Origin of the sequence: uncultured Brevundimonas sp. (assembly GCF_963975535.1) — a bacterium.
GTDB lineage: Bacteria > Pseudomonadota > Alphaproteobacteria > Caulobacterales > Caulobacteraceae > Brevundimonas.
In genome coordinates this window covers 164,791-187,503 of sequence record NZ_CAXBHE010000001.1, presented here as the reverse complement: position 1 = coordinate 187,503, position 22,713 = coordinate 164,791, and the positions used below count along the sequence as shown (strand labels likewise).

Here is a 22,713-nt window from a genome sequence, read left to right as displayed (position 1 = left end):
CGCTGGCGCGGCGGCGGATAACGTGGAACCCTGCGGGGAAACAGGGAAACTGACCATGTCCGGACGATCAAAATTCGCGAGCCTCGCCCTGGCCGTGTCGCTGCTTGTGCCGCTCTGGTTCATCGTCGCGGCCCTGGGCGTGAAATTCGGGCTGTGGCCGTGGCGGCTCGGACTCGGGGTCCTGATCGTGCAGTGGGGGCCGCGCGTAATGATCGCGGCGGCCGTGATCGCCGCCGTCGCCCTGATCGCCGTGCTCCTGCGCCGGCCCCGTCGCGGCTGGCAGGCCGCCGTGATTGCCCTGCTCATTCCGCTGGTGGGATTCGCCTATATGGGTTGGGTCCGGTCGCAATCGGCCGACATCCCGCCGATCCATGACATCGCCACCGATATCGTCGACCCGCCGGCGCCGAGCGCGCGCCTGTCGGCCCTGCGCACGGCCGACTCGGCCAATCCCGTGCTGGACATGACCGCGCCCCTGACCACGGCGGACGCCTATCAGGGGCCCCGTTTCGCCCGCTTTGGCCAACAGAGCCTGGGCGAGGTCGGGCACGCGGCCTATCCGGCGGTGCGGACGGTGGAGGTTGCCGTCAAGCCGGCCGTCGCCTTCGCGGCTGCCCGCAAGGCGGCGGTGGACATGGGCTGGACGCTGGTGACCGAAGACGAAGCCAGCGGCGTGATTGAAGCGACCGCCGAGACCTTCTGGTTCGGCTTCAAGGACGACGTCATCGTCCGGGTGCGGCCGACCGCGAACGGGAGCGGGGTTCGCATCGATGCGCGCTCGATCTCGCGGGTCGGCCTGAGTGATCTGGGGGCCAACGGCAAACGTATCGAGCGCTACCTCACGCGGGTCTCGGCCGAGCTGGACGGCTGAGCGGAACGGCCAGGTTGACGTCTCGCCGGCTCGTACTGGTCGGGGCCGGCCACGCCCATCTGCAGCTGGTGCGCGAGGCCGGGCGACTGCACGCGGCCGGCCTTGAGGTGACGCTGATCGCGCCGCCGCGGTTCCAGTATTCCGGCCTCGCCAGCGGCATCCTGTCCGGCGCGCTGGCGGAAGAGGCGGGCGAGATCGACGTGGCGGCCCTGGCGGCGGGTGTCGGGCTGCGCCACCTGACCGAACCGGTCAACGCCATCGACCGCACGGCCCGGAGCCTGGTGCTGGCCGGCGGGGCGAGCGAGCCCTTTGACCTGTTGTCCCTGAACATCGGCAGCGTGGCGGCAGACCCTTACGATCTGGCTGCGCAGACCGGGGTCTGGCCGGTCAAGCCGCTGGTGAATCTGTTCGCCCTGCGAACCTCTGTCGAGACGGTGATCACGCGGGGCGGAGCCACACCCCGGATTGTGGTCGCCGGTGGCGGCCTCAGCGCCCTCGAACTCGCCGCCAGCCTGTGCGGCCTGCTCGAACGGCTGGGTGTGCGTCCCGAGGTGACCGTGGTCGCGCCTGTCCATGGGGCGGCCCTGCCGCCGGCGGCTCGGGCCCGGTTGCTGAGCCGTCTGGCGGCGCGTGGCGTCGCGTTCCGGTGCGGCACGGTCGTTGGGCGTGAATCCCAGGCCTGTCGGCTGGCAGACGGCGCGATCCTGCCTTGCGACAGTCTGCTGCTGGCGATCGGTCTGGCAGCCCCGCCGCTGATCGCCGACCTCGGCCTTCCGGTGGATGATGACGGACGGCTGCGGGTCACCCCAACCCTGCAGTCCGTCGGCGATTCCACGATCTTCGCGGCCGGAGACTGCGCCGTGATCGACGACCATCCGCGGCCGGCGGCGGGCGTGTTCGGAGTCCGCGCCGCGCCGGTGTTGCTCGACAACCTGGTCGCCCGTGGCTGCGGCCAACCCCTACGGGCGTATCTGCCGCAGAAGCGGTGGCTGGCCATTATGGACCTCGGCGACGGGCGCGGCGTGGCGACCCGGGGCGGGCTCTGGGCTTACGGTCGTATGGCCCTGTGGCTGAAGCGCCATCTCGACCTCGGCTTTGTCCGGCGCATGCGCGCCGCCTCCAAACCCTAGGCGAACCGTTTCAGGACCGACACCAGCGCCCGGGTGCGGTCCGAAAACAGGGCCGGGGTGTACCACTGGCCGGCGAGGCGTTTGCCGATTTCGCCGCGGGTCGGATAGGGGGCGATCATGCTGGTCAGCTGGCTGAGCTTGAGGCCCGCCGACAGCACCAGCGACCACAGATGGATGTGGTCTCCGGCGTGGCGGCCGACCAGGGTGACACCGAGGACCTTGCCCTTTGTCGTGGTGATCAGCTTGCCGAAACCGCGGGTGTCGCCCTCGGCGATGGCCCGGTCATTCTCGGCGAAGTCGAAGGTCTCAACGCGGATGTCATCGCCGTGGGTCTTGCGGGCTTCGACCTCGCCGAGGCCGATCGCGGCCAGCTCAGGATCGCAATAGGTGACGCGCGGGACCTGCAGGGTGTCGGCGTTGACCGGCAGGGCGAACACGGCGCGCCGGACCAGCAGCGAGGCGTGGGCTCCGGCCAGATGGGTGAACTGGCCGCGACCGGCGGCGTCGCCGACGGCGTAGACCCGCTTGTTGCTGCTGCGCAGGGATGTGTCGGTGACGATGCCGTTGCGGTCGGTAGTGACCCCGGCCTTGTCGAGCTCAAGCCCGTCCAGCGACGGTTTGCGGCCGACGGCGATCAGCAGATGGGTGCCGGTGACCTTGCGGGTCTCGCCGTCGCACGCGACCGTCAGCGTCGGGCCGGCCTCGACCCGCGTCGCCTTGCAGCCGGCCATGACCTCGACGCCGTCGGCGCGCAGCTGGGCCATCACCACGGCGGCGGCGTCCGGATCCTCGCGTCCCAGCAGGGCTTCCGCCTCGATGATCACCACCTCGGAGCCGAGTCGCCGGAAGGCCTGGCCCAGTTCGACACCGATCGGACCCCCGCCCAGCACGATCAGCCGCTTCGGCAATTCCGTCAGGCCGAACAGGGTTTCATTGGTCAGATAGGGGAACGCGTCGAGCCCGGGGATCGGCGGCACGGCGGCGTGCGAGCCGGTGGCCACCACGATCTTGCGGGCCCTGACGCGAACGCTGTCGCTGGCCAGGGTGCGGTCGTCGATAAAGCGGGCGGCTTCGCGCACGACCTGGACACCGAAGCCTTCGAAGCGGGACTGGCTGTCATTGGGCGCGATGGCGGCGATGGCGGCGTGGACGTGGGCCATGACCTTCGGGAAGTCGACCGTCACCGCGCCCGTCGAGACCCCGAGCGCTCCGGCCGCGCGGGCCTCATGTGCGGCGCCGGCGGCGGCGATCAGGGCCTTGGACGGGACGCAGCCGTAGTTGAGGCAGTCGCCGCCCATTTCGCCCTTTTCGAACAGCACGACCTTGAGTCCCAGCTGGGCGGCACCGGCCGCGACCGACAGGCCGCCGGAGCCGGCCCCGATGACAGCCATGTCGACCTTGAGGGTTTTCGGGCTCACAGGGTGTCTCCGGTCTTGGCGCGGCGGCGCTGGTACAGCGTAACCCCGAGCGACAGCAGGCCGAGGCCGACCAGGGGCAGAAGGATTCGCGGTTCGAAGATGACCCCGGCGTCCGGTGTCTCGCCACGGGCGATCAGGTCGCCGATCCCCGCCCCGATTCCGCTGTAGATGAAGGTCGCCGGCATGATGCCGAGGAAGGTCGCCAGCGCATAGGCGCGCAGCGGCGCATGGGCCAGGGCGGCGGCGATATTGACCATCCAGAACGGGGCCAGCGGCACCAGCCGCAGGGTCAGGATGTAGCCGAAGGCCCCGGCCTCGACGCCGTCGATGATCGCCTTCAGCTTGCCGCCCGAAGCCTCGGCCCGGCGACGCAGGATCGTCCCCAGCGAGGTGCGGACGGCATAGAAGACCGCCACGGCCCCGAGGGTGGCCCCGACGACCGTGGACGATCCGCCGACCCAGGGGCCGAACAGATATCCGCCGGTGAGGGTCAGGATCAGGGCCCCAGGCAGGCTGACCGCCGTGGCCACCGCATAGACCGCGATGAAGGTGGCCAGGGCGAGGATCAGATTGTCACTGACGAAGCCGCGCAGCGCGGCCTCGTGGGTCAGCAAGGCGTCCAGATTCAGATAGCGGGTCACGCCGCTGGCGAACACGGCCACCACGACGATGACGAGGACCAGCAGCGGCAGATAGCGTTTGAACCGGGTCATCAATTTCCTGTCGTGGCGTTGATCGCCCAGTTGTAGGTGTCAGCGGCAATGCGGTCGATCGACCCCAGCCGGGCCGCCAGCGGTGCCGCGGCATGACGGCTGAGATGGGCGATGACCCGGGCGTCGGTGCCGCCGAAGTCCACCGCATACCATTTGTAGATCGAGGACACCGTCAGGGACGAGCCGTCAAGGGTGACGCCACGTGGATGATTGACATAGGCGCGGGCAGCGGCGTCCAGCGCCGGGCCGAGAGCCGCGCCGCGCCAGGCCCGCAGCGGCAGGTTGGGACAGCTGAACGAGGCGCAGTTGACCGCATAGTGGACGCGCGCATCGGACCAGCCCTTGCGCAGGATCTCATGCTCGATGTCGTCCAGCGACAGGTCGACGCCGCCGACCCGGACGACGGTCTTCTTCCACGGCCCGGCGACCAGCAGCGATGAGCGGATATCGCGGATCGACCGCACCGGCCAGGCGTCCAGCACCACCCGGATGGTCGCGGCATTGTAGAGGTTGGCCCAGTAGGCGAACTGCTCGGGCCGGGTCAGGCTCAGTGGATCGAGGGCCGACAGGGCGTCGATGTAGCGGGTCAGGGCCGTGCGGTCAGCGGCCGAGCCGCGCCAGCCGGCGTAGTCGACCCGTACCACCCCGTCGCGGGAGTTGCGGGCCCGGCGCGCCAGCAGGGCGTCGAACGCCGCGTGGTCAGCCGTGGCCCGCCCCGCCTGCCGGCCCGTGAAGCGTGACGGGCTCTGGGCCAGGGCGGGCGTCGTGCTGAGACCGGCCATCAGGCCGACGCCGGCCGTGATCAGGCCGCGTCTGTTGAAGGGAGTCATGGTCAGAACCTCGCTGTCAGTCGGGTGTAAAGGTAACGGCCATTGATTCCGACCGGTGACAGGACGTCCCCGGGCAGGTTGCCGAAATAGCGGATCGCGGGGCCGGACCGGTCGGGATAGTTGTCCAGCCGCTGACGCGACCCGGCGACCCGGTGTCGGTTCACGACGGCCACTGCGGGCCGGTGACCACCACCTCCGGCAGGACGGCTCCCGGATATTGTGGCGACGGGAGTTGGACAAGGGCGACAAGGGCGAGTGACAACATGGGGGTTCCGGGTCTAGATCGGGATCGCCGAGGCGCTGGATCCGATCTATTCGCCCGGTTGCCTCATCGGTTACAGCCGGGGCGATCCATGCGGTGTCGTGAGCTGTAACCATCTGGCCCGACGTCCGAACAGGGGGCTGTGTGAAGACGCTGGAAGCACGGCTGAAGCCGCTCATGATCGCCGGACTCGACGGAGAAACCCGGGCGTGGCGCGAGTTTCTGACGCTGTTGCGACCGGCCCTGCACGCCTATTTCAACCGTCGTCAGTTTTACGGCGACGCCGACGTCGAGGATCTGGTGCAAGACGCGCTTCTGGCCATTCATACCAAGCGGGAAACCTGGCGGCGCGCCGATCCGGTGACGCCCTGGTGTTTCACGATCGCGCGCTACAAGCTGATCGACCATCTGCGCAAATCCGGGCGGGCCAGGCTGGTGCCGCTGGTCGAGGACCTCGTCATGACCAATGACGGCGTCGAGGACGGTGCCGTGCGTCACGACCTGGACCGGCTGCTGGATACGGCTCCGGCGCGGCAGCGGGCCCTGATCGAGGATGTGCGGCTGACCGGATTCAGTCTGGCCGAGGCCGGTGAACGCGCCGGCATGACGGAGGGGGCCGCCAAGGTCAGTCTGCATCGCGCCCTGAAGGCCTTGATGAAACGGGTGGCCGATCGTGAACACTGACGATCTGATCGAGGCCCTGGCCGGCGACGCCCGGCGCGTGCCGGCCGGTCGTGCGGGATGGCGTCTTGTCTGTTGCACGGGCATGGCGCTGGCTGCGGCCGTCGCCGTGGTCTGGCTGACGCTGGGATTCCGGCCCGATCTCGGGGCTGTGGTCGATGGCGTCAGCTTCCTGATGCGGCAGGCCTATACCCTGTCGATCGCCGGCTTCGGGGCCCTGCTGCTGCTCAGGCTGGGTCAGCCGGGGGCCCCGCTGCGGCTGCCGCTGGCCGGACTGGCCGTCACTGTCGCGGTGATCCTGATCGCGGTCGTCGTTGAGCAGTCGGCCCTGTCGGGCCCGGCGCGTATCGACGCCTGGCTGGGGCAGTCCTGGCAGTCGTGCACCCTGCGGGTCGCGGCCATCAGTCTGGTGGCGACGCCCTTCATTTTCTTCGCTGCGCGACGGCTGGCCCCGACCCGGCCGACGACAGCGGGATTCGTCGCCGGTTTGGTCGCCGGTGCCGTGGCGGCCAGCGCCTATGGCCTGTTCTGTTCGGAGGAGACGGTGTCCTTCATGGCCGGCTGGTACAGCCTGGGCATGCTGACGGCCGGCGCGATCGGGGCCGGTGCCGGCCGGTTCCTGCTGCGCTGGTGAGGTGACGGCAGCGTTGCCGGCCCGCAGAAGACCAGGCGCGGGACCTGCTCAGCTCGATAAGGAGTGTCGGAGGCCCCGGCCTGCTGCTTTCAGGTTGCAGACGCCGCGCGGCCGGTTTCCTCGTGCGTCCGCCCGTCCCGGATATTGTAGAGACGTTTGAACGTGGGGATGATCTTCTCGTCGTGGGTGACGATGATTATCGCGGTCTGGTAGCGGGCCGCCATGTCGTTCAGAATCTGGACCACGGCCAGCGCCCGTTCCCCATCGAGCGGCGCGGTCGGTTCATCGGCGAGGATTACCGGGGGGCGGTTTACCAGCGCCCTGGCGATGGCGACCCGTTGCTGTTCTCCGCCAGATAGTTGCGAGGGCATGGCCCGGGCCCGGTGGGCGACATCAAGGGCCGTCAGCAACTCCACGGCACGGGCGCGGGCCTTCGCGTTGGTCTCGCCGGCGAGCATCGGCAGAAGGGCGACATTGTCGGTCACATCGAGAAACGGGATCAGGTAGGGCGATTGAAAAATGAAACCGATCCGGTCGCGACGCAGCGCCCGCAGGTCGGGGATTTTCCATTCATTGTCGTAGATGATCTCCTCGCCGATCGTCATCCGCCCGGACGTCGGCTCGATCACCGCGCCGAGGCATTTGAGCAGGGTACTCTTGCCCGACCCCGAGGGCCCGATGAGACCGACGACCTCGCCCGGGGCGACGTGCATGTCCACGCCCCGCAGCGCATGGACCGCCGTGTCGCCTTCGCCATAGGTCTTGACCAGGTTCTCGATGAGGATGCCGTCAGCCACCGATGGCCTCCGCCGGATCGATCCTCAGCGCGGCGCGGATGGCGAGCAGGCTGGCGATCGCGCAGATCACCATGACCGCGACGAAGCCGCGCATGGAATCGCTGGAGAGCAGCAGGACGTATTTGGGGAATATCGGGGCCCAGAAGGTGGCGGCGATCTTGCCGACGACAAAGCCGATCAGACCGAGCCCGAGCGCCTGCTGCAGGATCATCAGCGAGATGGTCCGGTTGCGGGTGCCGATCAGCTTCAGCACCGCGATCTCGCGGATCTTGCCCATGGTCAGGGTGTAGATGATGAAGGCGACGATCGCGGCACTGACGATGGACAGGATGACGAGAAACATGCCGATCTGACGCGCGGACGTGGCGATCAGCTTCTTAACCAGAATCTCTTCCATTTCCGCCCGGGTGTAGACGGTGAGCCGCTGCCAGCGCCGGATCGGCTCAGCCACCTGGTCCGGACTGAACCCCTCCCTGACCTGCACCAGAACGGCGTTCACGTACGGATTGCTGGTCTGGGAGGCCGTCACGGCGTCGATCATGCCGGGATTTCCGGGCGGATTGAGTGCCGGGTTCCGGGCCGTGCGGGCGCGCTGGCGGACGATCGCGTCACTGTCTTTCAGGAACTGGGCCTGCTGGGCGTCCTGCAGGGGGATGAACAGCATGGGATCGCCGCCTGATGACACCATGCGGCTGGTCAGGCCCACGATGACGTATCGGTTGCGGCGCACCTGTACGACATCCCCCAGACCGAAGCCGGTCGCCTCGTCAGCCACCGCCTCGTAATGGGCGCGCACGATCTGTCGCCCGGCGATGAGGTGGGGCGGCTGCCCCGGTTCACCGGGTGACGCGGCTTCGGTGCCGACCATCATGACCCGAACGTCGCGTCCGGCGTGATCGATCTGCATCGTCAGGTAGGTCACATTGGCCGCCCGCGCGACACCGGGCATGGCCCGGATCGACCGGTCGACATCGTCATTGATGCTGGATGGTTCGGCGTAGGGGCCCAAAGTGTCCTTCTGGACCACCCAGAGGTCGGCCCCGCTGTTGTCGAGCATGGCCTGGGCATCGTCGACCATGCCGCGATACACGCCGGCCATGGTCAGGGTGACGCCGATCAGCAGCCCGAGCCCGATGCCGGTGAAGACGAACTTGCCCCAGCTATGGAGGATGTCACGACCGGCGAGACTGATCATTGTCCGTCGCCCGCAATCTGGTCGACGATCCGGATGCGCGTGCGGGCGGTCAGGGCGCGCTGACTATGCACGACCACGGTCGCACCCGGCTGAAGTCCACTCAGGATCTGGACCGTGCCCTGGATATCCGTTGCCCCGGTCGTGACCGGCTGAAACCGAAGCTTTCGGCCCTCGACGACCCATACGCCGGTCTCGCCCCTGACGCGGTGAATGGCAGCGTTCGGTACGACGAGCGATGTTCGGACCGGCGGCAGGATCACCGTTACTTCCGCCAGTTCGCCGACAGGCGGCAGGTCGGGGGTCTCGAACCCGATCTTGGCCATCACCTCCTCGGTGACCGCGTCGGCGAGCGGCTCGGTACGGATGACACGCCCGGCCAGGGGCGTACCGGCACGTGACCGCAGCAAGACCTGCGCCCTCAGGCCAGGTTGAAGGCCGGTCGACTGTAGCTGGTCGAAGCGCGTGTTGACCCAGAGATTGGCGGGATCGATGATTTCCACCACCGCCTGGCCGGCGACCACGGTGGTGCCCGGCTCGGCCGCGCGGCGGACGACAAGGCCACCGGCCGGCGCGAGCAGCAGCAGGTTGGCTTTCTGTCGGACGAGGGCTGCGCGCTCCGCGCCGGTTCGTCCGCGATCCTGGGCGGCGGCGGCGACATTGGCGCGCGCCGCTGCTGTCGCGGCTTCCGCCACCTGCAGTTCCTGCCGGCGGACGTCGACCGCGGCCTGCGTCACCCAGCCTCCGGTGAGCAGCCGTTCTGTCCGGCCGGCCTGTGACCGGGCCAGCCGTGCGCGTGCCTCTGCGTCGGCAAGCTGGGCCTGGGCCGCGCGCTCCAGGGCGAGGGATCGCCCTTCCGCACCCGCCTGCGCGGCAATGCGCTGATCAAGATCGATCGGATCGATTTCGGCGAGCGGTTGTCCGGCGACGACATGGTCGCCCACATCTACCCGCAGTGTCCGTACCCGACCGGCGTTGGTGGGGCCGACCCGGTGCGTGTACCGCGCTTCAACGGTACCGATGCCGAAGAGCGATGGCGAGATCGCCTGTTCCTCGACCGCGATCACGGTCACCGGCACCGGCGCGAGCGGACCCGAACGCAGCACCACATAGGCGAACAGCACAATCAGCGGTGTCAGGACCGCAATCAGCAACAGGGTTCGCCGGTTACCGGGGAGGGCGAGCTTCATGTCTTTCCTCCGATACCCCTGAGGTAGATGCCGAATACCCGTCCGGCCATGGGTCGCATGGCCCTGAAATCACCGCTCATCATGGCCTGCATGACCAGGCCCTGAATGGTGCCCACGAACAGGGTGGCGGCGGCTTCGGTATCGAGGTCCGGGGGAAGTTCACCATCGTCGCGACAGCGATCGAGCACCTTGACCAGGCGGGCTCGGTAACCGTCGATCAGCGCCCGTGCGCTGCGCTTCGCGGCGGTGTCGCCGGTGCGCTGCAGTTCGCCAAACATGATGCGGGGAACGCCCGGCCTGGTCGCGACGAAGTCGACGTGGGCGAGGAACATCTGTTCGAGCGCGCGCAGGGGCGATGAGCCCCTGGCTTCGGCCTGATCGAGTCGCCGGGTGAGCTGGTCGGCCGTCCACACCATGACTGCGTCCCAGACGGCGTCCTTGGTCGGGAAGTGACGGAACAGGGCCCCCTGGGTCAGCTTCATGTGGTCAGCGATCTGACCGGTGGTGATTTCGGCGGGATTGCGCGTTGCGGCGAGGTCAACGACCGCGTCCACGGTCGCTTCCCGGCGTTGCGCAGCTGGAAGATTCTGTCGTGCCATGGCCGAATACATAGCCAAAAGAAAGTGAGTGGTCACTATCTTTTTCGAGCCCGGAGGCGATGTGACGCAGGTGGCCAGGGTCAAATCCCGTCTCCGGGACCGCACCCGGGGATCGGCGGGACACCCTGCGCGGGGTCACTGCCGGTCCGGAGCGCTATTCGATCGGTCGCGCCGTCGAAAGCAGATCCTCGTCAGGCGATACGCGCCGTTCCGCCGCAATCGTCTTGTCGAGGTGGACATCGGGGCGGACCGACATCGGCTCGTTCGGAGCGACCTCGGGCCGCGCCGGCGACGGAGCGACCGGCGGCTTCGTGCCCGGGACCGAAGCCGCGGTCCCTGCGCGGGCCAGTTCAGGAAATTGGTCGATCCGCAGGCGATAGATCGGTTCAGGCAGGGTGAAGCCGGCGGCCTCCACCGCCATCTTGGCCGCCCGGATGGCGCGGCTTCGGGCCTTGAGGAAATCCGCATCGTCCTGATTGATCCATGCCGTGAACTTCAGCACGATATTGCTGTCGCCGACGGTGACGATCAGGCCGCCGGGCGCGGGATCGGTGAGGATGAAGTCGAGTGCCGCCAGCGCCGCCACGCCGGTGCAGATGGCCGATTCCGGATCGTCTTCGGCGTCGACGCCCAGCTCGAATTCGAGGCGCCGCTCGGGATTGCGCGTGTAGTTCAGGATCACGGCCTTGAACACGATCGCATTGGGGATGCGCAGGTGATTGCCGTCCAGCGTCATCAGCACGGTGGCGCGCGACGTCAGCCGCACCACCTTGCCCTCCTGCCCGTCGATGACGACGTGGTCGTTGGCCCGGAACGGCTGACGCAGGCTGAGCATGATGCTGGAGATATAGTTCTCGAGCGCGTCGCGAACTGCGAAACCGATCGCCAGACCGAGCACGCCGGCCCCACCCAGCACCGTGCCCATCAGGGCCGTGGCCCCGACGAGGTTAAGGGCCAGCACGACGCCCACCACCACGCTGGCCACCCGTATGGCCTGTGCCAGCAGGTCCCCGACAAAGGGGTTGGGGGTCAGCCTCCGCCAGAATAGTTTGAAAGACGCCAGCCACCAGCCGAGCACGACAAACGCCGCCAGCACCAGACCGCCGAGCAGCAGCAGCGGGGCGCTGTTGATCGCCGACCGGAACAGGGCCGTCAGCTTCTGCAGAAACGGCGAAACGCGTTCGCCGACATCGACGCTGGTCTCGATGTCATTGCGCACGGCGACGACGCCTTCGACACGGTTGGCGATCTGTTCGGCACGATCGAGGTCGTCCCGCTCGGGCAGCGCCCCGTCCAGTGTGACCACCCCTTCGGCGACCCGAACCTGCACCGACGAAAGGGCGTCCAGTTCCCCGTAGATGCGGCGCAGGCGCTCCGCGATGGCGGCATCCGACTGGGCATCACTCTGCGTCCGGATCAGCGGCGCGTCCTGGACGGTCTCGACCGTCTGGGCCTGGCCCGGGCCGGCCAGGGCGGCGAGGCCGACCGTGAAGGTCAGACAGGCCGCCAGTCCAAGGTGGGAAATCTTCGCTTTCACGTGGCCCGTGCCCCCATTCACCCATGCAGCGCCGCGTCCCGGTGCGGGGCCTGGTTCAGTCGATGACGGCAACAGGCAAAACAGGTCCCGCTTGCGGGTGCAACGGGCAGGCGGCGGTTTCGTGCCGCGACTGACGGTGGCCCGCCGTGGGCGAGCGGGCGATGACGGGACATCGGTCGCCGGGAACGGGACGGTCCGGAGGGGGCGAGATATCTCCACGGCTACGCTGGACTTGCAGGTTCCCAGCGGAACATAGTGAGAACATATGACCCAGCTCGATCTCCGCAAAAAGCTGTCCATCCTCGCGGATGCGGCCAAATATGACGCCAGCTGTGCGTCCTCCGGCACCGCCAAACGCAGCTCGGAAGGGGGGCGGGGGATCGGATCGACCGAGGGCATGGGGATCTGTCACGCCTATACGCCCGATGGCCGTTGCGTATCGCTGCTCAAGATCCTGCTGACGAATTTCTGCATCTATGACTGCGCCTACTGCATCAACCGCGCCTCGTCGAACGTGGTCCGGGCGCGGTTCAATGTGGACGAGGTCGTTCAGCTGACGCTGAATTTCTACAAGCGGAACTATATCGAGGGTCTGTTCCTGTCGTCCGGCATCATCCGCTCGGGTGACTATACGATGGAGCAGCTGGTGCTGGTGGCGAAGACCCTGCGCCTCGACCATGATTTCCGCGGCTATATCCATCTGAAGCTGATCCCCGAAGCCGATCCGAAGCTGGTCGAGGAGGCCGGGCTGTATGCCGATCGGCTGTCGGCCAATATCGAACTGCCACGGGATGCCGCGCTGAAGCGGCTGGCCCCTCAGAAGGACGTGGGGGTCATCAAGAAGGCGATGGGGCAGGTCCGGCTGGGCATGGAGGCGGCGCGCCCGGGCAAGCGCGACCGCCTCAAGCCGCCGCGGTTCGCGCCGGCCGGGCAATCGACCCAGCTGATCGTCGGGGCCGACGGGGCTCCGGACACGGAAATCATGGACCGCAGCGCCGCGCTCTACGGCGGATACGGCCTGCGCCGGGTCTATTATTCAGCATTCAGTCCCATTCCCGATTCCTCGAGCGTGCTGCCCCTGTCGCGGCCACCGCTGCTACGGGAGCACCGACTCTACCAGGCCGACTGGTTGATGCGGTTCTACGGATTTTCGCCGCGGGAAATCGGGGAGGGCGCAACCGACGGGATGCTGGATCTGGCGATCGATCCCAAGCTGGCCTGGGCCTTGAACCGCCGCGAGCAGTTTCCGGTGAACGTGAACACCGCCGACCGGGAACGGCTGTTGCGGGTGCCGGGACTGGGCGTCAAGTCGGTCAACCGGATCCTCTCGGTCCGGCGCTGGCGCACCCTGCGGCTTGAGGACATCGGGCGGCTGTGCCGTGGCATCGACAAGGTCCGGCCGTTTATCACGACGCTCGACTGGACGCCCGGGGGGCTGACGGATGCGCCCGACCTGCGCGTCCGGATCGCGCCCGACCCGAAGCCGGTGCAGTTGAGCCTGTTCTGATGCAGGTCGCGACGCTGCGGCATCCCACGGACTTCGACGGCTGGCGCGCGGCGGCGCGGGCCTTCCGTCAGGCCGGCGTGCGGCCGGAGTCTGCCGCTTTCCGGATCGGCGGCGAACCGGTCGGCCTGTTCGACGAGGCCGCGCCGGCCGGGCGAAACGACGACGCGTTCACCACGCCCGGGGCGTTCATCGCCCTGGCGCGGGAAGTCATCCTGCACCGCGCGGCTGACCGGTTTGACCTGTTGTACCGGCTGGTGTGGCGACTGCGGCAGGAACCGGACCTGATGCGGATCGTCACCGACCCTGACGTCGCCGATGCGCTGGAGCGGGCGAAGAACGTCAGCCGAGCCAGTCACAAGATGAAGGCCTTCGTGCGCTTCCGGCGGGTGGAGGACACGGATGGCGAAGCCTGGGTCGCCTGGTTCGAGCCCGCGCATTTCGTGGTCGAGAAGACCGCGCCCTTCTTCGTGCGCCGGTTCACGACTCTGCGCTGGTCGATCCTGACGCCGGACGGCAGCGGTTACTGGGATGGTGAGGCGCTGACCTTCGGGCCGGCCGCCACGCGCGATATGGCCCCGGCCGAGGACGAGATCGAGGATTTCTGGAAGACCTACTATGCCGCGACCTTCAATCCGGCGCGGCTCAAGACCCGCACCATGCAGGGAGAGATGCCGCGGCGGTACTGGAAGAACCTGCCGGAAGCGCAGCTGATTCCGGACCTGATCGCCCGATCCGGCGCGCGCACCGAGGTGATGGTCGCCCGACCGGCGACGGCCCCCAATGCACGGCTGGCCAAAACCCTGTCGCGCATGAACCGGGACCAGCCGTTCGGCGACGGCTTTGCGCCGGCCAACCTCGCTGAACTGGGTCATGCGGTGCAGGCCTGCCGGCGTTGTCCGATCGGGTGCGACGCGACCCAGGGTGTCTGCGGCGAAGGGCCCCGGGACGCGCGTCTGATGATCGTCGGCGAGCAACCGGGCGATCAGGAAGATCTGACAGGCCGTCCGTTCATCGGTCCGGCGGGGGAACTGCTGGATGCGGCCCTGGCCGAGGCCGGCATCGTTCGCGGGGACGCCTACGTCACCAATGCGGTCAAACATTTCAAACACACGCCGCGCGGCAAGCGCCGGCTCCATCAGACACCGGTCACCAGCGAGATCAGTGCCTGTCGCTGGTGGCTGGACGCCGAGCGACGGCTGATCCAGCCGAAAGTCATCCTGGCGCTCGGCGCGACGGCGGCGCTGTCAGTGCTGGGGCGGCGGGTGGCGGTGTCCGAGGCGCGGGGGCGGGCCATCACGCTTCCGGACGGGGCGAAGGTCGTGGTGACGGTTCACCCGGCCTATCTGTTGCGAATTCCGGATCGCACCGGCCGGGCGGCCGAACGGGAACGATTCCTCGACGATCTGAGGCGAACCGGCCAACAGCTGTGACACCTCCGGTCGGTGCGCGCCGTTTCTGGTCTCAGGGCGGACTGCAATCCCCGTTGTCGCCGCCTTGGGCGCGTCTTCGACCCATGGTCCAGTTGGCCTGCATCCTGACCCTGGGATTGGGCGCGCACCAGATCTCGCCTGTGTCATTGATCGCCGTTACCCAGATCAGGTTGTGCTCCTGGCCGTAGTCAATGACCGCAATCGCGAAGCCCGATCCCTTGCCCTCGACGTGGATCGGTAGCGGTGGTTCCAGCTGTGTGAACATGACGGCTTCTCCTGCGACCCCGTGAACGCCGGGCGTTACGTCTGGTTTCCGCGTTCCGGCTTCCAGTCGCGGCGGGCCGGTCATCGATAAGGGGAGCGTTCGGCTCAGGGGACTGCTGATCCCCGGGGCGAGACTGCTTCCCGCGACCCGGGTCTCCCTATCCCGGCCCGGGACCGGTCAACCGGCCGGAGCCGTTTCGCTCGGCACGAGGGCGCGGAACGCCGTGCGCATGAAATGCACGGTGACCTCGGCCGGCAGCTCCACGGTTTCGCCGTCCAGGATCGCGGGAATGGGCTGGTCCGACCTGACGACCACCTTCCGGACCCGGGCGGTTTCCACATTGGGGTCGCTTCGCCATTCTGACACCAGCGCTCTTGCGGCCAGTTTCAAGGCATCGAGAGGCCCCTCGGGGTCGATCACAACCGCCTCCAGGACCGTATCGTCGTCTTCAAGCGCACGCGACGCCAGGGGGCAAACCACGGCGACCGCTTCAGCCTGGCCGGACAGGTCGTCAAACTGATAGTCTAGGCCTCGGCCGAAGGCCTTGCTGACGGCCTCGATTCCCTGTTCCGTCGCTTTCGATACGTCGCCTTCCCGGATGGCTTCGCGCACTTCGGCCCAGCGGGACGGGTCACCGAAGATCGCGGCGCAATAGAAGCGCATGTCGCCAATCCGGCCGCTGTTCACCGGTTGCACAGACGGCGACGACAGCGTTGCCGCCAGGGCTTCGGGCCAGGTGACGTCGCCATACAGCGCGGAAGGCAGCATGTTCATCGTGCCGCCGGGCAGGGGAATGAGGAACGGGCCGTCCTTGTCACAGGTCTCGGCGGCCGAGCGTATGGTGCCGTCACCGCCAAGCACGATCAGGACATCCAGCCCGGCCCCGGCAATCTCTTCCAGGGCCCCGGCCACGGTGTCTCCCGTACCGCACCACATCTGGTGGATCTTGCAGTCGGCCGCCTCGAGCAGGTCCAGGACCTGTTGCTCACAGCCCTCGTCGCAACTGCCGCTCGATGTGTTGAGAAGTGCGCCGATCCGCAGATCTTTCAGGCTCGGGGTCGAGTGTTTCACGCGCGCGGCTCCAGAGGGTATCGACATACGCCGATCCTCCTAATCGATGCAGGAGCCGAACCGGTTCCACCGCGGCTCCCCGATTTCGCCCAACGCTCCAGCATTTCCGGCAAGGCGTTGCATGACCGCCAGCAGCACCAGGCCACAGTCCATCCGGCTCGTGCCGGGCGACGGGCGCACCGCGGCGTCCGTCGCTCGTCCGGTGGGACGCTGTCGGGACCGGTCGTGCCGAATGCCGGCTGATCACCGGGCACGAGGGAAACTTTGCCGCGCTGTCGGGTTGACTGTCCTGCAACCTCCCAGCGGAAACCCATGGCCCCCTCTGTTAGCCAAAGCCCCGTGACGCGCCTCGATTCCATCCTGCGCCCCACGCCCGATGGATTGTGGTGCGAGGCCGGTGCCTTCTTTATCGACCCGCCCCGGCCGGTGGACCGGGCGGTGATTACCCATGGCCATGCCGACCATGCGCGGGCCGGGCACGGCGCGGTGCTCGCCACCCCGGAAACCCTGGCCATCATGGGCGAGCGCTATGGCCATGACTTCGCCACCCATACCCAGGCCCTGACCTGTGGCGAGCGCCTCAACATCGGTCAGGTGGAATTGTCGCTGGCCCCGGCCGGGCACGTGCTCGGCTCGGCCCAGGCGACCGTGCGTCAGGGCGGTCTGACCGTCACGGCCTCGGGCGACTACAAGCGGCGACGCGATCCGACCTGTGCCCCGTTCGAACCGGTGCCGAGCGATGTCTTCATCACCGAGGCGACCTTTGGCCTTCCGGTCTTCCGGCATCCGCCGGACAGCCAGGAAATCGGCCGGCTGCTGCGCTCGGTCGTCCAGTTTCCCGAGCGGGCCCATCTGGTCGGGGCCTATGCCCTGGGCAAGGCGCAGCGGGTGATCCGGCTGCTGCGCGAGGCCGGCTATGACGAGACCATCTATGTGCATGGGGCGCTGGAGCGGCTGAACCGGCTGTACGAACATTTCGGTGTCGAGCTCGGGTCGCTGGCCCCGGCCACCGGCTCGAAGGCGGATTTCGCCGGCCGTATCATCATCGCCCCGCCGTCGGCCCTCGCCGATCGCTGGAGCCGCCGCTTTCCCGATCCGGTCACCGCCTTTGCCTCGGGCTGGATGAGCGTGCGGGCCCGGGCGCGGCAGCGGGGTGTGGAGCTGCCGCTGGTGCTGTCCGACCACGCGGACTGGGACGAGCTGACGGCGACCCTGACCGAGCTGTCGCCCCGGGAGACCAGGATCACCCATGGCCGTGACGATGCCCTGCGCCGCTGGGCCGAGCTGAACGGCCTGACCGCGCGGGCCCTGCATCTGGTCGGTTATGAGGACGAGGACGACGACTGATGCGCGCCTTCGCTGCCTTGCTCGACCGGCTGTCGCTGACCGCTTCGCGCAACGCCAAACTGCGGTTGATCCGCGACCATCTGGCCGAGACCCCGGACCCGGACCGGGGCTGGGCCCTGGCGGCCCTGACCGGCGGGCTGTCGTTCGCGACCGCCAAGCCGGCGCTGATCCGCGCGGCGGTTGAGGCGCGGGTCGATCCCGCGCTGTTCCGGCTGTCGTATGACTATGTCGGCGACCTGGCGGAAACCGCGGCCCTGATCTGGCCGACGCGACACGGGGCCAACCGGGAGCCTGAACTGGGCGAGGTGGTCGAGGCGTTGAAGGCGGCCGGACGCGGCGAGGTCCGCGGCCTGCTGGAGGGCTGGCTGGATGCGCTCGACCCGGACGGTCGTTGGGCCCTGCTCAAGCTGGTGACCGGCAGCCTGCGCGTCGGCGTGTCGACCCGGCTGGCCTGGCAGGCGGCCGCCGATCTTGGCGGGGTCACCCTGGAGGATATCCAGGAGGTCTGGCACGCGCAGAACGCGCCCTATGGCGAGCTGCTGGCCTGGCTGGACGGCCGGGGCGATCGCCCTTCGGCCCGGGCCGACGGGCGTTTTCGCCCCGTCATGCTGGCCCAGCCGATCGACGAGTCGGCGCTGCAGGCCCTCGACCCGGCCGCCTATGCCGCGGAATGGAAATGGGACGGAATCCGGGTGCAGGCGGTCAGCGAAGGCGGGGTGAAACGCCTGTACAGCCGTACCGGGGAGGATGTATCGCCCGCCTTTCCGGACGTGCTGGCGGCCCTGACCTGGGAGGGCGTGATCGACGGGGAGCTGGTGGTCCGGCGCGACGGTCAGGTCGCGCCGTTCGGGGACCTGCAACAGCGGCTGAATCGCAAAACCGCGGACGCCCGCCTGATGGCAGCCTATCCCGCAGGCATCCGCGCCTATGACCTGCTGGCGGTCGATGGCGTCGACCTGCGCCCGCTCCCGTTCACGGAGCGCCGTGCCCGCCTGGAAGCCCTCGTCGCCGCCGTCGCGTCCGGCCGCGTCGACCTGTCGCCGCTGCAGCCGTTCGCCTCGTGGGATGAGTTGGCGGCCCTGCGCGCGACGCCACCGGCCGGCGATCCGCAGGCGGCGGAGGGGGTGATGCTGAAACGCATCGACAGCGTCTATGAGGGCGGTCGACCCCGGGGACCGTGGTTCAAGTGGAAACGCGACCCGCACCGGGTCGATGCCGTGCTGATGTATGCCCAGCGTGGCCATGGTCGTCGGTCCAGCTACTATTCAGACTTCACCTTCGGCGTCTGGACCGGGGGCGACGACGGCACCCCGGTCCTGACCCCGGTGGGCAAGGCCTATTTCGGCTTTACCGACGAGGAACTGAAGCAGCTCGACAAATTCGTGCGTGACCACACGGTCGAACGGTTCGGGCCCGTGCGGTCGGTCCGCGCCGGAAGCGATTTCGGCCTGGTGCTCGAAATCGCCTTCGAGGGTCTGCAACGGTCGAAACGCCACAAGTCCGGCCTGGCCATGCGCTTTCCCCGGATCGGCCGAATCCGGTGGGACAAGCCGGCGGCAGAGGCGGATGAGCTGGCGACGCTGGAACAGCTGCTGGATGCGGTGTCGTGACCGCAGGCCCAGCGCGGCTGGCCATCAAATCCGCTTCGGGAGCCGGGCTAGCCGATCACGGCCGTGGTCTCGATCTCGATGCGGGCGGCGTCCTCGATCAGGCCCTTGACCTCGACCACGGCCATGGTCGGGTAGTGGGGGCCGATCCGCTCTTTCCAGATCGCGCCGATCTCGCGCAGGGCGGCGAGGTATTCGGCCTTGTCGACCACGTACCAGGTCATGCGGACGATGTGCTCCGGCCCGGCCCCGGCCTCGGCCAGCACGGCCAGGGTATTGTCGAGGGTCTGCCGGAACTGGGCCGCGAAACCGTCCGGGAAGACGCCGGCCGTGTCCCAGCCGATCTGGCCGGCGACGAAGACCAGCTCGCCGCTGGCGGCGATGCCGTTCGCATAGCCGCGCGGCCGGGGCCAGCCCTCGGGCAGCAGGGTGCGGTTCATGGCTGGACCTCGACAAAGGGCTGGATGCGGGCGCGCAGCGCCTCGGGCCAGGGCTCGGGTTTCATCGAGGCCCCGACATAGACGATGGTCTGGCTCGCCTCGAAACGCAGCTGGGGGCCGGCGCTGATGCGGTGGCGCAGGCCGCAGGAGGCCCCGCCCAATCTGGTGACCGTCAGGGCGAAGGTCAGCTCATCCTCAAGCCGTGACGGGGCGATGAAGCGGGCCTCGACGGCGGCGGTCGGGACGCTGACGTGGCGGTTGAGATGCAACTCGCGAAACGAGGCCTGCAGCGGACCGGCGAACCAGTCCTCGACCACGCCGTTGAGCATCTCGAAATAGCGCGGGAAGAAGACGATGCCGGCGGCGTCACAGTCGGCAAAGCGCACGCGCCGTTCGGTGGTGAAGATCTGACCGGTCATGCGTCCGCCTTGAGCCGGAAGCGTTGCAGCTTGCCGGTCTGCGTCTTGGGCAGGGCGTCCACGAAGGCCAGCGCCCGGGGATATTTGTAGGGGGCGATGACCCCCTTCACATGGGTCTGGAGCTCGCATTTCAGGGCGTCAGAGGCAGTATGGCCCGGGTTGAGCACCACGAATCCCTTGACGATCTGGCCGCGTTCCTCGTCCGGCACGCCGATGACGGCGGCCTCGGCCACGGCGGGATGGCGCAGCAGGGCGTTCTCCACCTCGGGCGCGCCGATGTTGTAGCCGGACGAGACGATCATGTCGTCGGACCGGGCCACGAACCAGAAATAGCCGTCCTCATCGAGGCGGTAGACGTCGCCGGTCAGGTTCCATCCGTCCTGGACATAGGCGGCCTGACGATCGTCATCGAGATAGCGACAGCCGGTCGGGCCGCGCACGGCGAGGCGGCCGGTCTCTCCCGCCGGCAGGGGGTTGCCGTCCGCGTCGATGATGCGGGCCTCGTAGCCGGGGACGGGCTTGCCGGTAGCCCCGGGGCGGATGGCATCGCCGCCGGCCGAGATGAAGATATGGATCATCTCGGTCGAGCCGATACCGTCGATGATGCGCACGCCGGTCGCCTCATGCCAGGCATCGGAGGTGGCGGCGGGCAGGGCCTCACCGGCCGAGACGCAGGTGCGCAGCGAGGAGAGGTCGTGCGCATCCGCCAGCTTGAGCAGGGCGCGATAGCCGGTCGGGGCGGTGAACAGGGCGGTGGCACGATGGCGGGCGATGGTCTCGGCCAGGGCGTCGAAGCCGGGGCAGGGGGCGAAGGCGGTGGCGGCACCCACTGCGGCCGGGAACACCACCAGCCCGCCGAGGCCGAAGGTGAAGGCGATCGGCGGGGTACCGACGACGATGTCGGCCTTCGACAGCTGCACGATATGGCGGCCGAAGGTATCGGCCATGGCGAGGATGTCGCGGTGGCCGTGGACGCAGCCCTTGGGCTGGCCGGTGGTGCCGGAGGTGAAGGCGATCAGGGCGGGATCGTCGGCGGCGGTGTCGACCGGGGCGAAACCGATCCCGGCCGGTTGCGACTGCGCCGCCTTTTGCAGGGTCGCGGAGTCCATGATCTGAACCAGCGTCGGGGCGGTCGCCTGGGCCTCGGTCACGGCCTCGACGAGGGTGTCATAGACGAGGGCGTGGCTGATGCGGGCCTTGTTGACGACGATGGCCAGTTCGGCGGCGCGCAGCATCGGCATGGTGGCGACGACGACGCCGCCCGCCTTGAGGATGGCGAACCAGGCCAGGGCCGTCCACGCCGAATTGGGGCCGTGCAGCAGGACGCGGTTGCCGGGGACCAGGCCCAGGTCCTCGACCAGAATCCGCGCCATCCGGCTGGAGATGGCGTCGACCCGACCCCAGCTGAACTCATGGTCGTGGTCGATCAGGGCGCGGGCCTCGGGGCCGGCGGCGGCAAGGGCGCGGCGCAGCAGTTCGGCACCGGCGTTGAGGCGTTCGGGATAGGCCAGTTCGGGGCGATCGAAGATCCGGTCGGGCTGCTGCGCCGGCGGCGGCAGGTGGTCCAGCACGAACCGGTCGAGATGCGCGCTGCGGGGCATCAGGTCCCTCCCGCCATCGCCGCCAGTGCCTGACGGGCGATGACGATCTTCTGCACCTCCGAGGCTCCCTCATAGATGCGCAGGGCCCGGATCTCGCGGTACAGGCGCTCGACCGGGTTGCCGGACACGACGCCGAGACCGCCGAACAGCTGGACCGCGGCGTCGATCACGGCCTGGGCCTCGTCGGTGGCGTAGAGTTTGGCCATGGCGGCCTCGCGGGTGATGCGCGGTGAACCCTGGTCCTTGAGCCAGGCGGCGCGATAGATCAGCAGGGCCGAGGCGTCGATCTTCAGCGCCATGTCGGCCAGCGAGGCCTGGACCAGCTGCAGGTCGCTCATCGGGGCCCCGAACAGGGTGCGGGATGTGGTGCGGGCGGCGGCCTCGTCGAAGGCGCGGCGCGAGAAGCCCAGCGCGGCGGCGGCGACGGTCGAGCGGAACACATCCAGAGTACCCATGGCGATCCGGAAGCCCTGACCAGCCTCGCCCAGCAAGCGGTCGCCGTCGATGCGGCAGGCGTTGAAGCGGATCGTCGCCAGCGGATGCGGGGCCATCAGGGGAATGCGTTCGACGATCTCGAAACCGGGCGTGTCGGCATCGACGACGAAGGCGCTGAGGCCGCGGGCCCCGGGGGCTTCGCCGGTGCGGGCGAAGACGGTGTAGCGGTCGGCGAGGCCGCCATTGGAGATGAAGGTCTTGGTCCCGTCCAGCACCCAGCCGTCGCCGTCGCGGCGGGCGGTGGTCGACAGGGCGGCGACGTCGGAGCCGGCCTCGGGCTCCGACAGGGCGAAGGCGGCGATGGTCTGGCCCGAGGCCACGCCGGGCAGCCAGCGCGCCTTCTGGTCGTCGCTGCCGAACAGGCTGATCGGGCCGGTGCCCAGTCCCTGCATGGCGAAGACGAAATCGGCCAGGCCGGAACGGCGCGCCAGGGTCTCGCGGGTCAGGCACAGGGTGCGAACATCGAGCCTGCCGTTGGCGTCGGGCACGGCATTCTTGAGCCAGCCGCCGTCGGCCAGGGCCTTGAGGATGCGGCGGCAGTCACCGTCCAGATCGTCGTCGCCGTGCAGGTTGACCGTGGCGGCATTGGCCTCGGTCCAGGCTTCGAGATCGGCGGCGAAGGCGCGGTGGCGGTCTTCGAAAAACGGCCAGTCGAGGAAGGTGCGGTCCGCCATGGC

General features: G+C 68.5%; 22 protein-coding genes. 8 read left to right on the top strand and 14 right to left on the bottom strand.

Annotated features, from left to right (window positions below; all coding sequences use genetic code 11):
• Positions 1-55: 55 nt before the first annotated feature.
• Together AACZ75_RS00865 and AACZ75_RS00860 are read left to right on the top strand one after the other, a co-directional pair.
• A complete protein-coding gene (locus tag AACZ75_RS00865) occupies positions 56-871 on the top strand; it encodes a DUF1499 domain-containing protein (protein WP_339870653.1) in 816 nt (271 codons plus the stop codon).
• Between the two features lie 14 nt (positions 872-885).
• Positions 886-2,001: an FAD-dependent oxidoreductase gene (locus tag AACZ75_RS00860; RefSeq protein ID WP_339870652.1), complete on the top strand. Its 1,116-nt coding sequence runs from the start codon at positions 886-888 to the stop codon at positions 1,999-2,001.
• On the opposite strand, the gene AACZ75_RS00855 is transcribed toward AACZ75_RS00860, so the two are convergent.
• The 3 genes from AACZ75_RS00855 to AACZ75_RS00845 are packed head-to-tail and all read right to left on the bottom strand — an operon-like array spanning position 1,998 to position 4,962.
• Complete coding sequence (locus AACZ75_RS00855; protein ID WP_339870650.1) at positions 1,998-3,419, bottom strand: FAD-dependent oxidoreductase; 1,422 nt, start codon at positions 3,417-3,419, stop codon at positions 1,998-2,000. The two genes, AACZ75_RS00860 and AACZ75_RS00855, sit on opposite strands and share 4 nt — an antisense overlap.
• The gene (locus tag AACZ75_RS00850) at positions 3,416-4,132 is read right to left on the bottom strand and encodes a TVP38/TMEM64 family protein (protein WP_339870649.1); all 717 of its coding nucleotides are present in this window, start codon (positions 4,130-4,132) and stop codon (positions 3,416-3,418) included. Before AACZ75_RS00850 ends, AACZ75_RS00855 begins: the two co-directional genes overlap by 4 nt.
• Positions 4,132-4,962 carry a DUF547 domain-containing protein gene (locus tag AACZ75_RS00845; protein ID WP_339870648.1) on the bottom strand — a complete coding sequence of 277 codons (831 nt, stop codon included), beginning with the start codon at positions 4,960-4,962 and terminating at the stop codon, positions 4,132-4,134. Before AACZ75_RS00845 ends, AACZ75_RS00850 begins: the two co-directional genes overlap by 1 nt.
• Before the next feature lie 406 nt (positions 4,963-5,368).
• Here AACZ75_RS00845 and AACZ75_RS00840 point away from each other — a divergent pair, with 406 nt between their 5' ends.
• Positions 5,369-5,908 (top strand): sigma-70 family RNA polymerase sigma factor, encoded by a 540-nt coding sequence (locus tag AACZ75_RS00840; RefSeq protein WP_339870647.1) that lies wholly within the window; start codon positions 5,369-5,371, stop codon positions 5,906-5,908.
• On the top strand, positions 5,898-6,539 hold the full coding sequence (locus AACZ75_RS00835; RefSeq protein WP_339870646.1) for a DUF1109 domain-containing protein: 642 nt from the start codon (positions 5,898-5,900) through the stop codon (positions 6,537-6,539). Before AACZ75_RS00840 ends, AACZ75_RS00835 begins: the two co-directional genes overlap by 11 nt.
• 89 nt (positions 6,540-6,628) lie before the next feature.
• On the opposite strand, the gene AACZ75_RS00830 is transcribed toward AACZ75_RS00835, so the two are convergent.
• The 5 genes from AACZ75_RS00830 to AACZ75_RS00810 all read right to left on the bottom strand — a co-directional run bounded on the left by AACZ75_RS00830 (position 6,629) and on the right by AACZ75_RS00810 (position 11,854).
• On the bottom strand, positions 6,629-7,336 hold the full coding sequence (locus AACZ75_RS00830; RefSeq protein ID WP_339870644.1) for an ABC transporter ATP-binding protein: 708 nt from the start codon (positions 7,334-7,336) through the stop codon (positions 6,629-6,631).
• Positions 7,329-8,531 (bottom strand): ABC transporter permease, encoded by a 1,203-nt coding sequence (locus AACZ75_RS00825; RefSeq protein ID WP_339870643.1) that lies wholly within the window; start codon positions 8,529-8,531, stop codon positions 7,329-7,331. The genes AACZ75_RS00830 and AACZ75_RS00825 overlap by 8 nt, the downstream gene beginning before the upstream one ends.
• On the bottom strand, positions 8,528-9,718 hold the full coding sequence (locus AACZ75_RS00820; protein WP_339870642.1) for an efflux RND transporter periplasmic adaptor subunit: 1,191 nt from the start codon (positions 9,716-9,718) through the stop codon (positions 8,528-8,530). Before AACZ75_RS00820 ends, AACZ75_RS00825 begins: the two co-directional genes overlap by 4 nt.
• Positions 9,715-10,401: a TetR family transcriptional regulator C-terminal domain-containing protein gene (locus AACZ75_RS00815; protein ID WP_339870641.1), complete on the bottom strand. Its 687-nt coding sequence runs from the start codon at positions 10,399-10,401 to the stop codon at positions 9,715-9,717. Before AACZ75_RS00815 ends, AACZ75_RS00820 begins: the two co-directional genes overlap by 4 nt.
• Positions 10,402-10,471: 70 nt before the next feature.
• The gene (locus tag AACZ75_RS00810) at positions 10,472-11,854 is read right to left on the bottom strand and encodes a mechanosensitive ion channel domain-containing protein (protein ID WP_339870639.1); all 1,383 of its coding nucleotides are present in this window, start codon (positions 11,852-11,854) and stop codon (positions 10,472-10,474) included.
• A 265-nt stretch (positions 11,855-12,119) separates the two neighbouring features.
• On the opposite strand from AACZ75_RS00810, the gene AACZ75_RS00805 reads away from it, so the two are divergent.
• On the top strand, positions 12,120-13,361 hold the full coding sequence (locus AACZ75_RS00805) for a putative DNA modification/repair radical SAM protein (protein WP_339870638.1): 1,242 nt from the start codon (positions 12,120-12,122) through the stop codon (positions 13,359-13,361).
• Positions 13,361-14,791, top strand: a complete 1,431-nt coding sequence (locus AACZ75_RS00800) for a UdgX family uracil-DNA binding protein (protein WP_339870637.1) — start codon at positions 13,361-13,363, stop codon at positions 14,789-14,791. The genes AACZ75_RS00805 and AACZ75_RS00800 overlap by 1 nt, the downstream gene beginning before the upstream one ends.
• A gap of 31 nt (positions 14,792-14,822) precedes the next feature.
• Here AACZ75_RS00800 and AACZ75_RS00795 read toward each other — a convergent pair whose 3' ends face one another.
• Both AACZ75_RS00795 and AACZ75_RS00790 read right to left on the bottom strand, forming a co-directional pair.
• The gene (locus AACZ75_RS00795) at positions 14,823-15,056 is read right to left on the bottom strand and encodes a hypothetical protein (RefSeq protein ID WP_339870636.1); all 234 of its coding nucleotides are present in this window, start codon (positions 15,054-15,056) and stop codon (positions 14,823-14,825) included.
• 177 nt (positions 15,057-15,233) lie between these two features.
• Positions 15,234-16,127, bottom strand: coding sequence for a diacylglycerol kinase family protein (locus tag AACZ75_RS00790; RefSeq protein ID WP_339870635.1), 894 nt, complete (start codon positions 16,125-16,127; stop codon positions 15,234-15,236).
• A gap of 312 nt (positions 16,128-16,439) precedes the next feature.
• On the opposite strand from AACZ75_RS00790, the gene AACZ75_RS00785 reads away from it, so the two are divergent.
• On the top strand, positions 16,440-17,474 hold the full coding sequence (locus tag AACZ75_RS00785; RefSeq protein WP_339870634.1) for a ligase-associated DNA damage response exonuclease: 1,035 nt from the start codon (positions 16,440-16,442) through the stop codon (positions 17,472-17,474).
• Complete coding sequence (locus tag AACZ75_RS00780; RefSeq protein ID WP_339870633.1) at positions 17,474-19,084, top strand: cisplatin damage response ATP-dependent DNA ligase; 1,611 nt, start codon at positions 17,474-17,476, stop codon at positions 19,082-19,084. Before AACZ75_RS00785 ends, AACZ75_RS00780 begins: the two co-directional genes overlap by 1 nt.
• Positions 19,085-19,131: 47 nt before the next feature.
• Here the strand turns inward: AACZ75_RS00780 and AACZ75_RS00775 are convergent, their stop codons facing one another.
• The 4 genes from AACZ75_RS00775 to AACZ75_RS00760 are packed head-to-tail and all read right to left on the bottom strand — an operon-like array spanning position 19,132 to position 22,710.
• Positions 19,132-19,521, bottom strand: coding sequence for a RidA family protein (locus AACZ75_RS00775; RefSeq protein WP_339870632.1), 390 nt, complete (start codon positions 19,519-19,521; stop codon positions 19,132-19,134).
• A complete protein-coding gene (locus AACZ75_RS00770) occupies positions 19,518-19,940 on the bottom strand; it encodes a thioesterase family protein (protein WP_339870631.1) in 423 nt (140 codons plus the stop codon). Before AACZ75_RS00770 ends, AACZ75_RS00775 begins: the two co-directional genes overlap by 4 nt.
• Positions 19,937-21,541 carry an AMP-binding protein gene (locus AACZ75_RS00765; protein ID WP_339870630.1) on the bottom strand — a complete coding sequence of 535 codons (1,605 nt, stop codon included), beginning with the start codon at positions 21,539-21,541 and terminating at the stop codon, positions 19,937-19,939. The genes AACZ75_RS00770 and AACZ75_RS00765 overlap by 4 nt, the downstream gene beginning before the upstream one ends.
• On the bottom strand, positions 21,541-22,710 hold the full coding sequence (locus AACZ75_RS00760; RefSeq protein WP_339870629.1) for an acyl-CoA dehydrogenase family protein: 1,170 nt from the start codon (positions 22,708-22,710) through the stop codon (positions 21,541-21,543). The genes AACZ75_RS00765 and AACZ75_RS00760 overlap by 1 nt, the downstream gene beginning before the upstream one ends.
• Between the last annotated feature and the right edge of the window lie 3 nt (positions 22,711-22,713).

Coding starts and splice junctions, on each gene's coding strand:
- AACZ75_RS00800 (WP_339870637.1), top strand. CDS start 13,361: ATGCAGGTCGCGACGCTGCGGCATCCCACGGACTTCGACGGCTGGCGC.
- AACZ75_RS00770 (WP_339870631.1), bottom strand. CDS start 19,940: ATGACCGGTCAGATCTTCACCACCGAACGGCGCGTGCGCTTTGCCGAC.
- AACZ75_RS00785 (WP_339870634.1), top strand. CDS start 16,440: ATGGCCCCCTCTGTTAGCCAAAGCCCCGTGACGCGCCTCGATTCCATC.
- AACZ75_RS00765 (WP_339870630.1), bottom strand. CDS start 21,541: ATGCCCCGCAGCGCGCATCTCGACCGGTTCGTGCTGGACCACCTGCCG.
- AACZ75_RS00825 (WP_339870643.1), bottom strand. CDS start 8,531: ATGATCAGTCTCGCCGGTCGTGACATCCTCCATAGCTGGGGCAAGTTC.
- AACZ75_RS00805 (WP_339870638.1), top strand. CDS start 12,120: ATGACCCAGCTCGATCTCCGCAAAAAGCTGTCCATCCTCGCGGATGCG.
- AACZ75_RS00775 (WP_339870632.1), bottom strand. CDS start 19,521: ATGAACCGCACCCTGCTGCCCGAGGGCTGGCCCCGGCCGCGCGGCTAT.
- AACZ75_RS00820 (WP_339870642.1), bottom strand. CDS start 9,718: ATGAAGCTCGCCCTCCCCGGTAACCGGCGAACCCTGTTGCTGATTGCG.
- AACZ75_RS00795 (WP_339870636.1), bottom strand. CDS start 15,056: ATGTTCACACAGCTGGAACCACCGCTACCGATCCACGTCGAGGGCAAG.
- AACZ75_RS00760 (WP_339870629.1), bottom strand. CDS start 22,710: ATGGCGGACCGCACCTTCCTCGACTGGCCGTTTTTCGAAGACCGCCAC.
- AACZ75_RS00865 (WP_339870653.1), top strand. CDS start 56: ATGTCCGGACGATCAAAATTCGCGAGCCTCGCCCTGGCCGTGTCGCTG.
- AACZ75_RS00780 (WP_339870633.1), top strand. CDS start 17,474: ATGCGCGCCTTCGCTGCCTTGCTCGACCGGCTGTCGCTGACCGCTTCG.
- AACZ75_RS00850 (WP_339870649.1), bottom strand. CDS start 4,132: ATGACCCGGTTCAAACGCTATCTGCCGCTGCTGGTCCTCGTCATCGTC.
- AACZ75_RS00845 (WP_339870648.1), bottom strand. CDS start 4,962: ATGACTCCCTTCAACAGACGCGGCCTGATCACGGCCGGCGTCGGCCTG.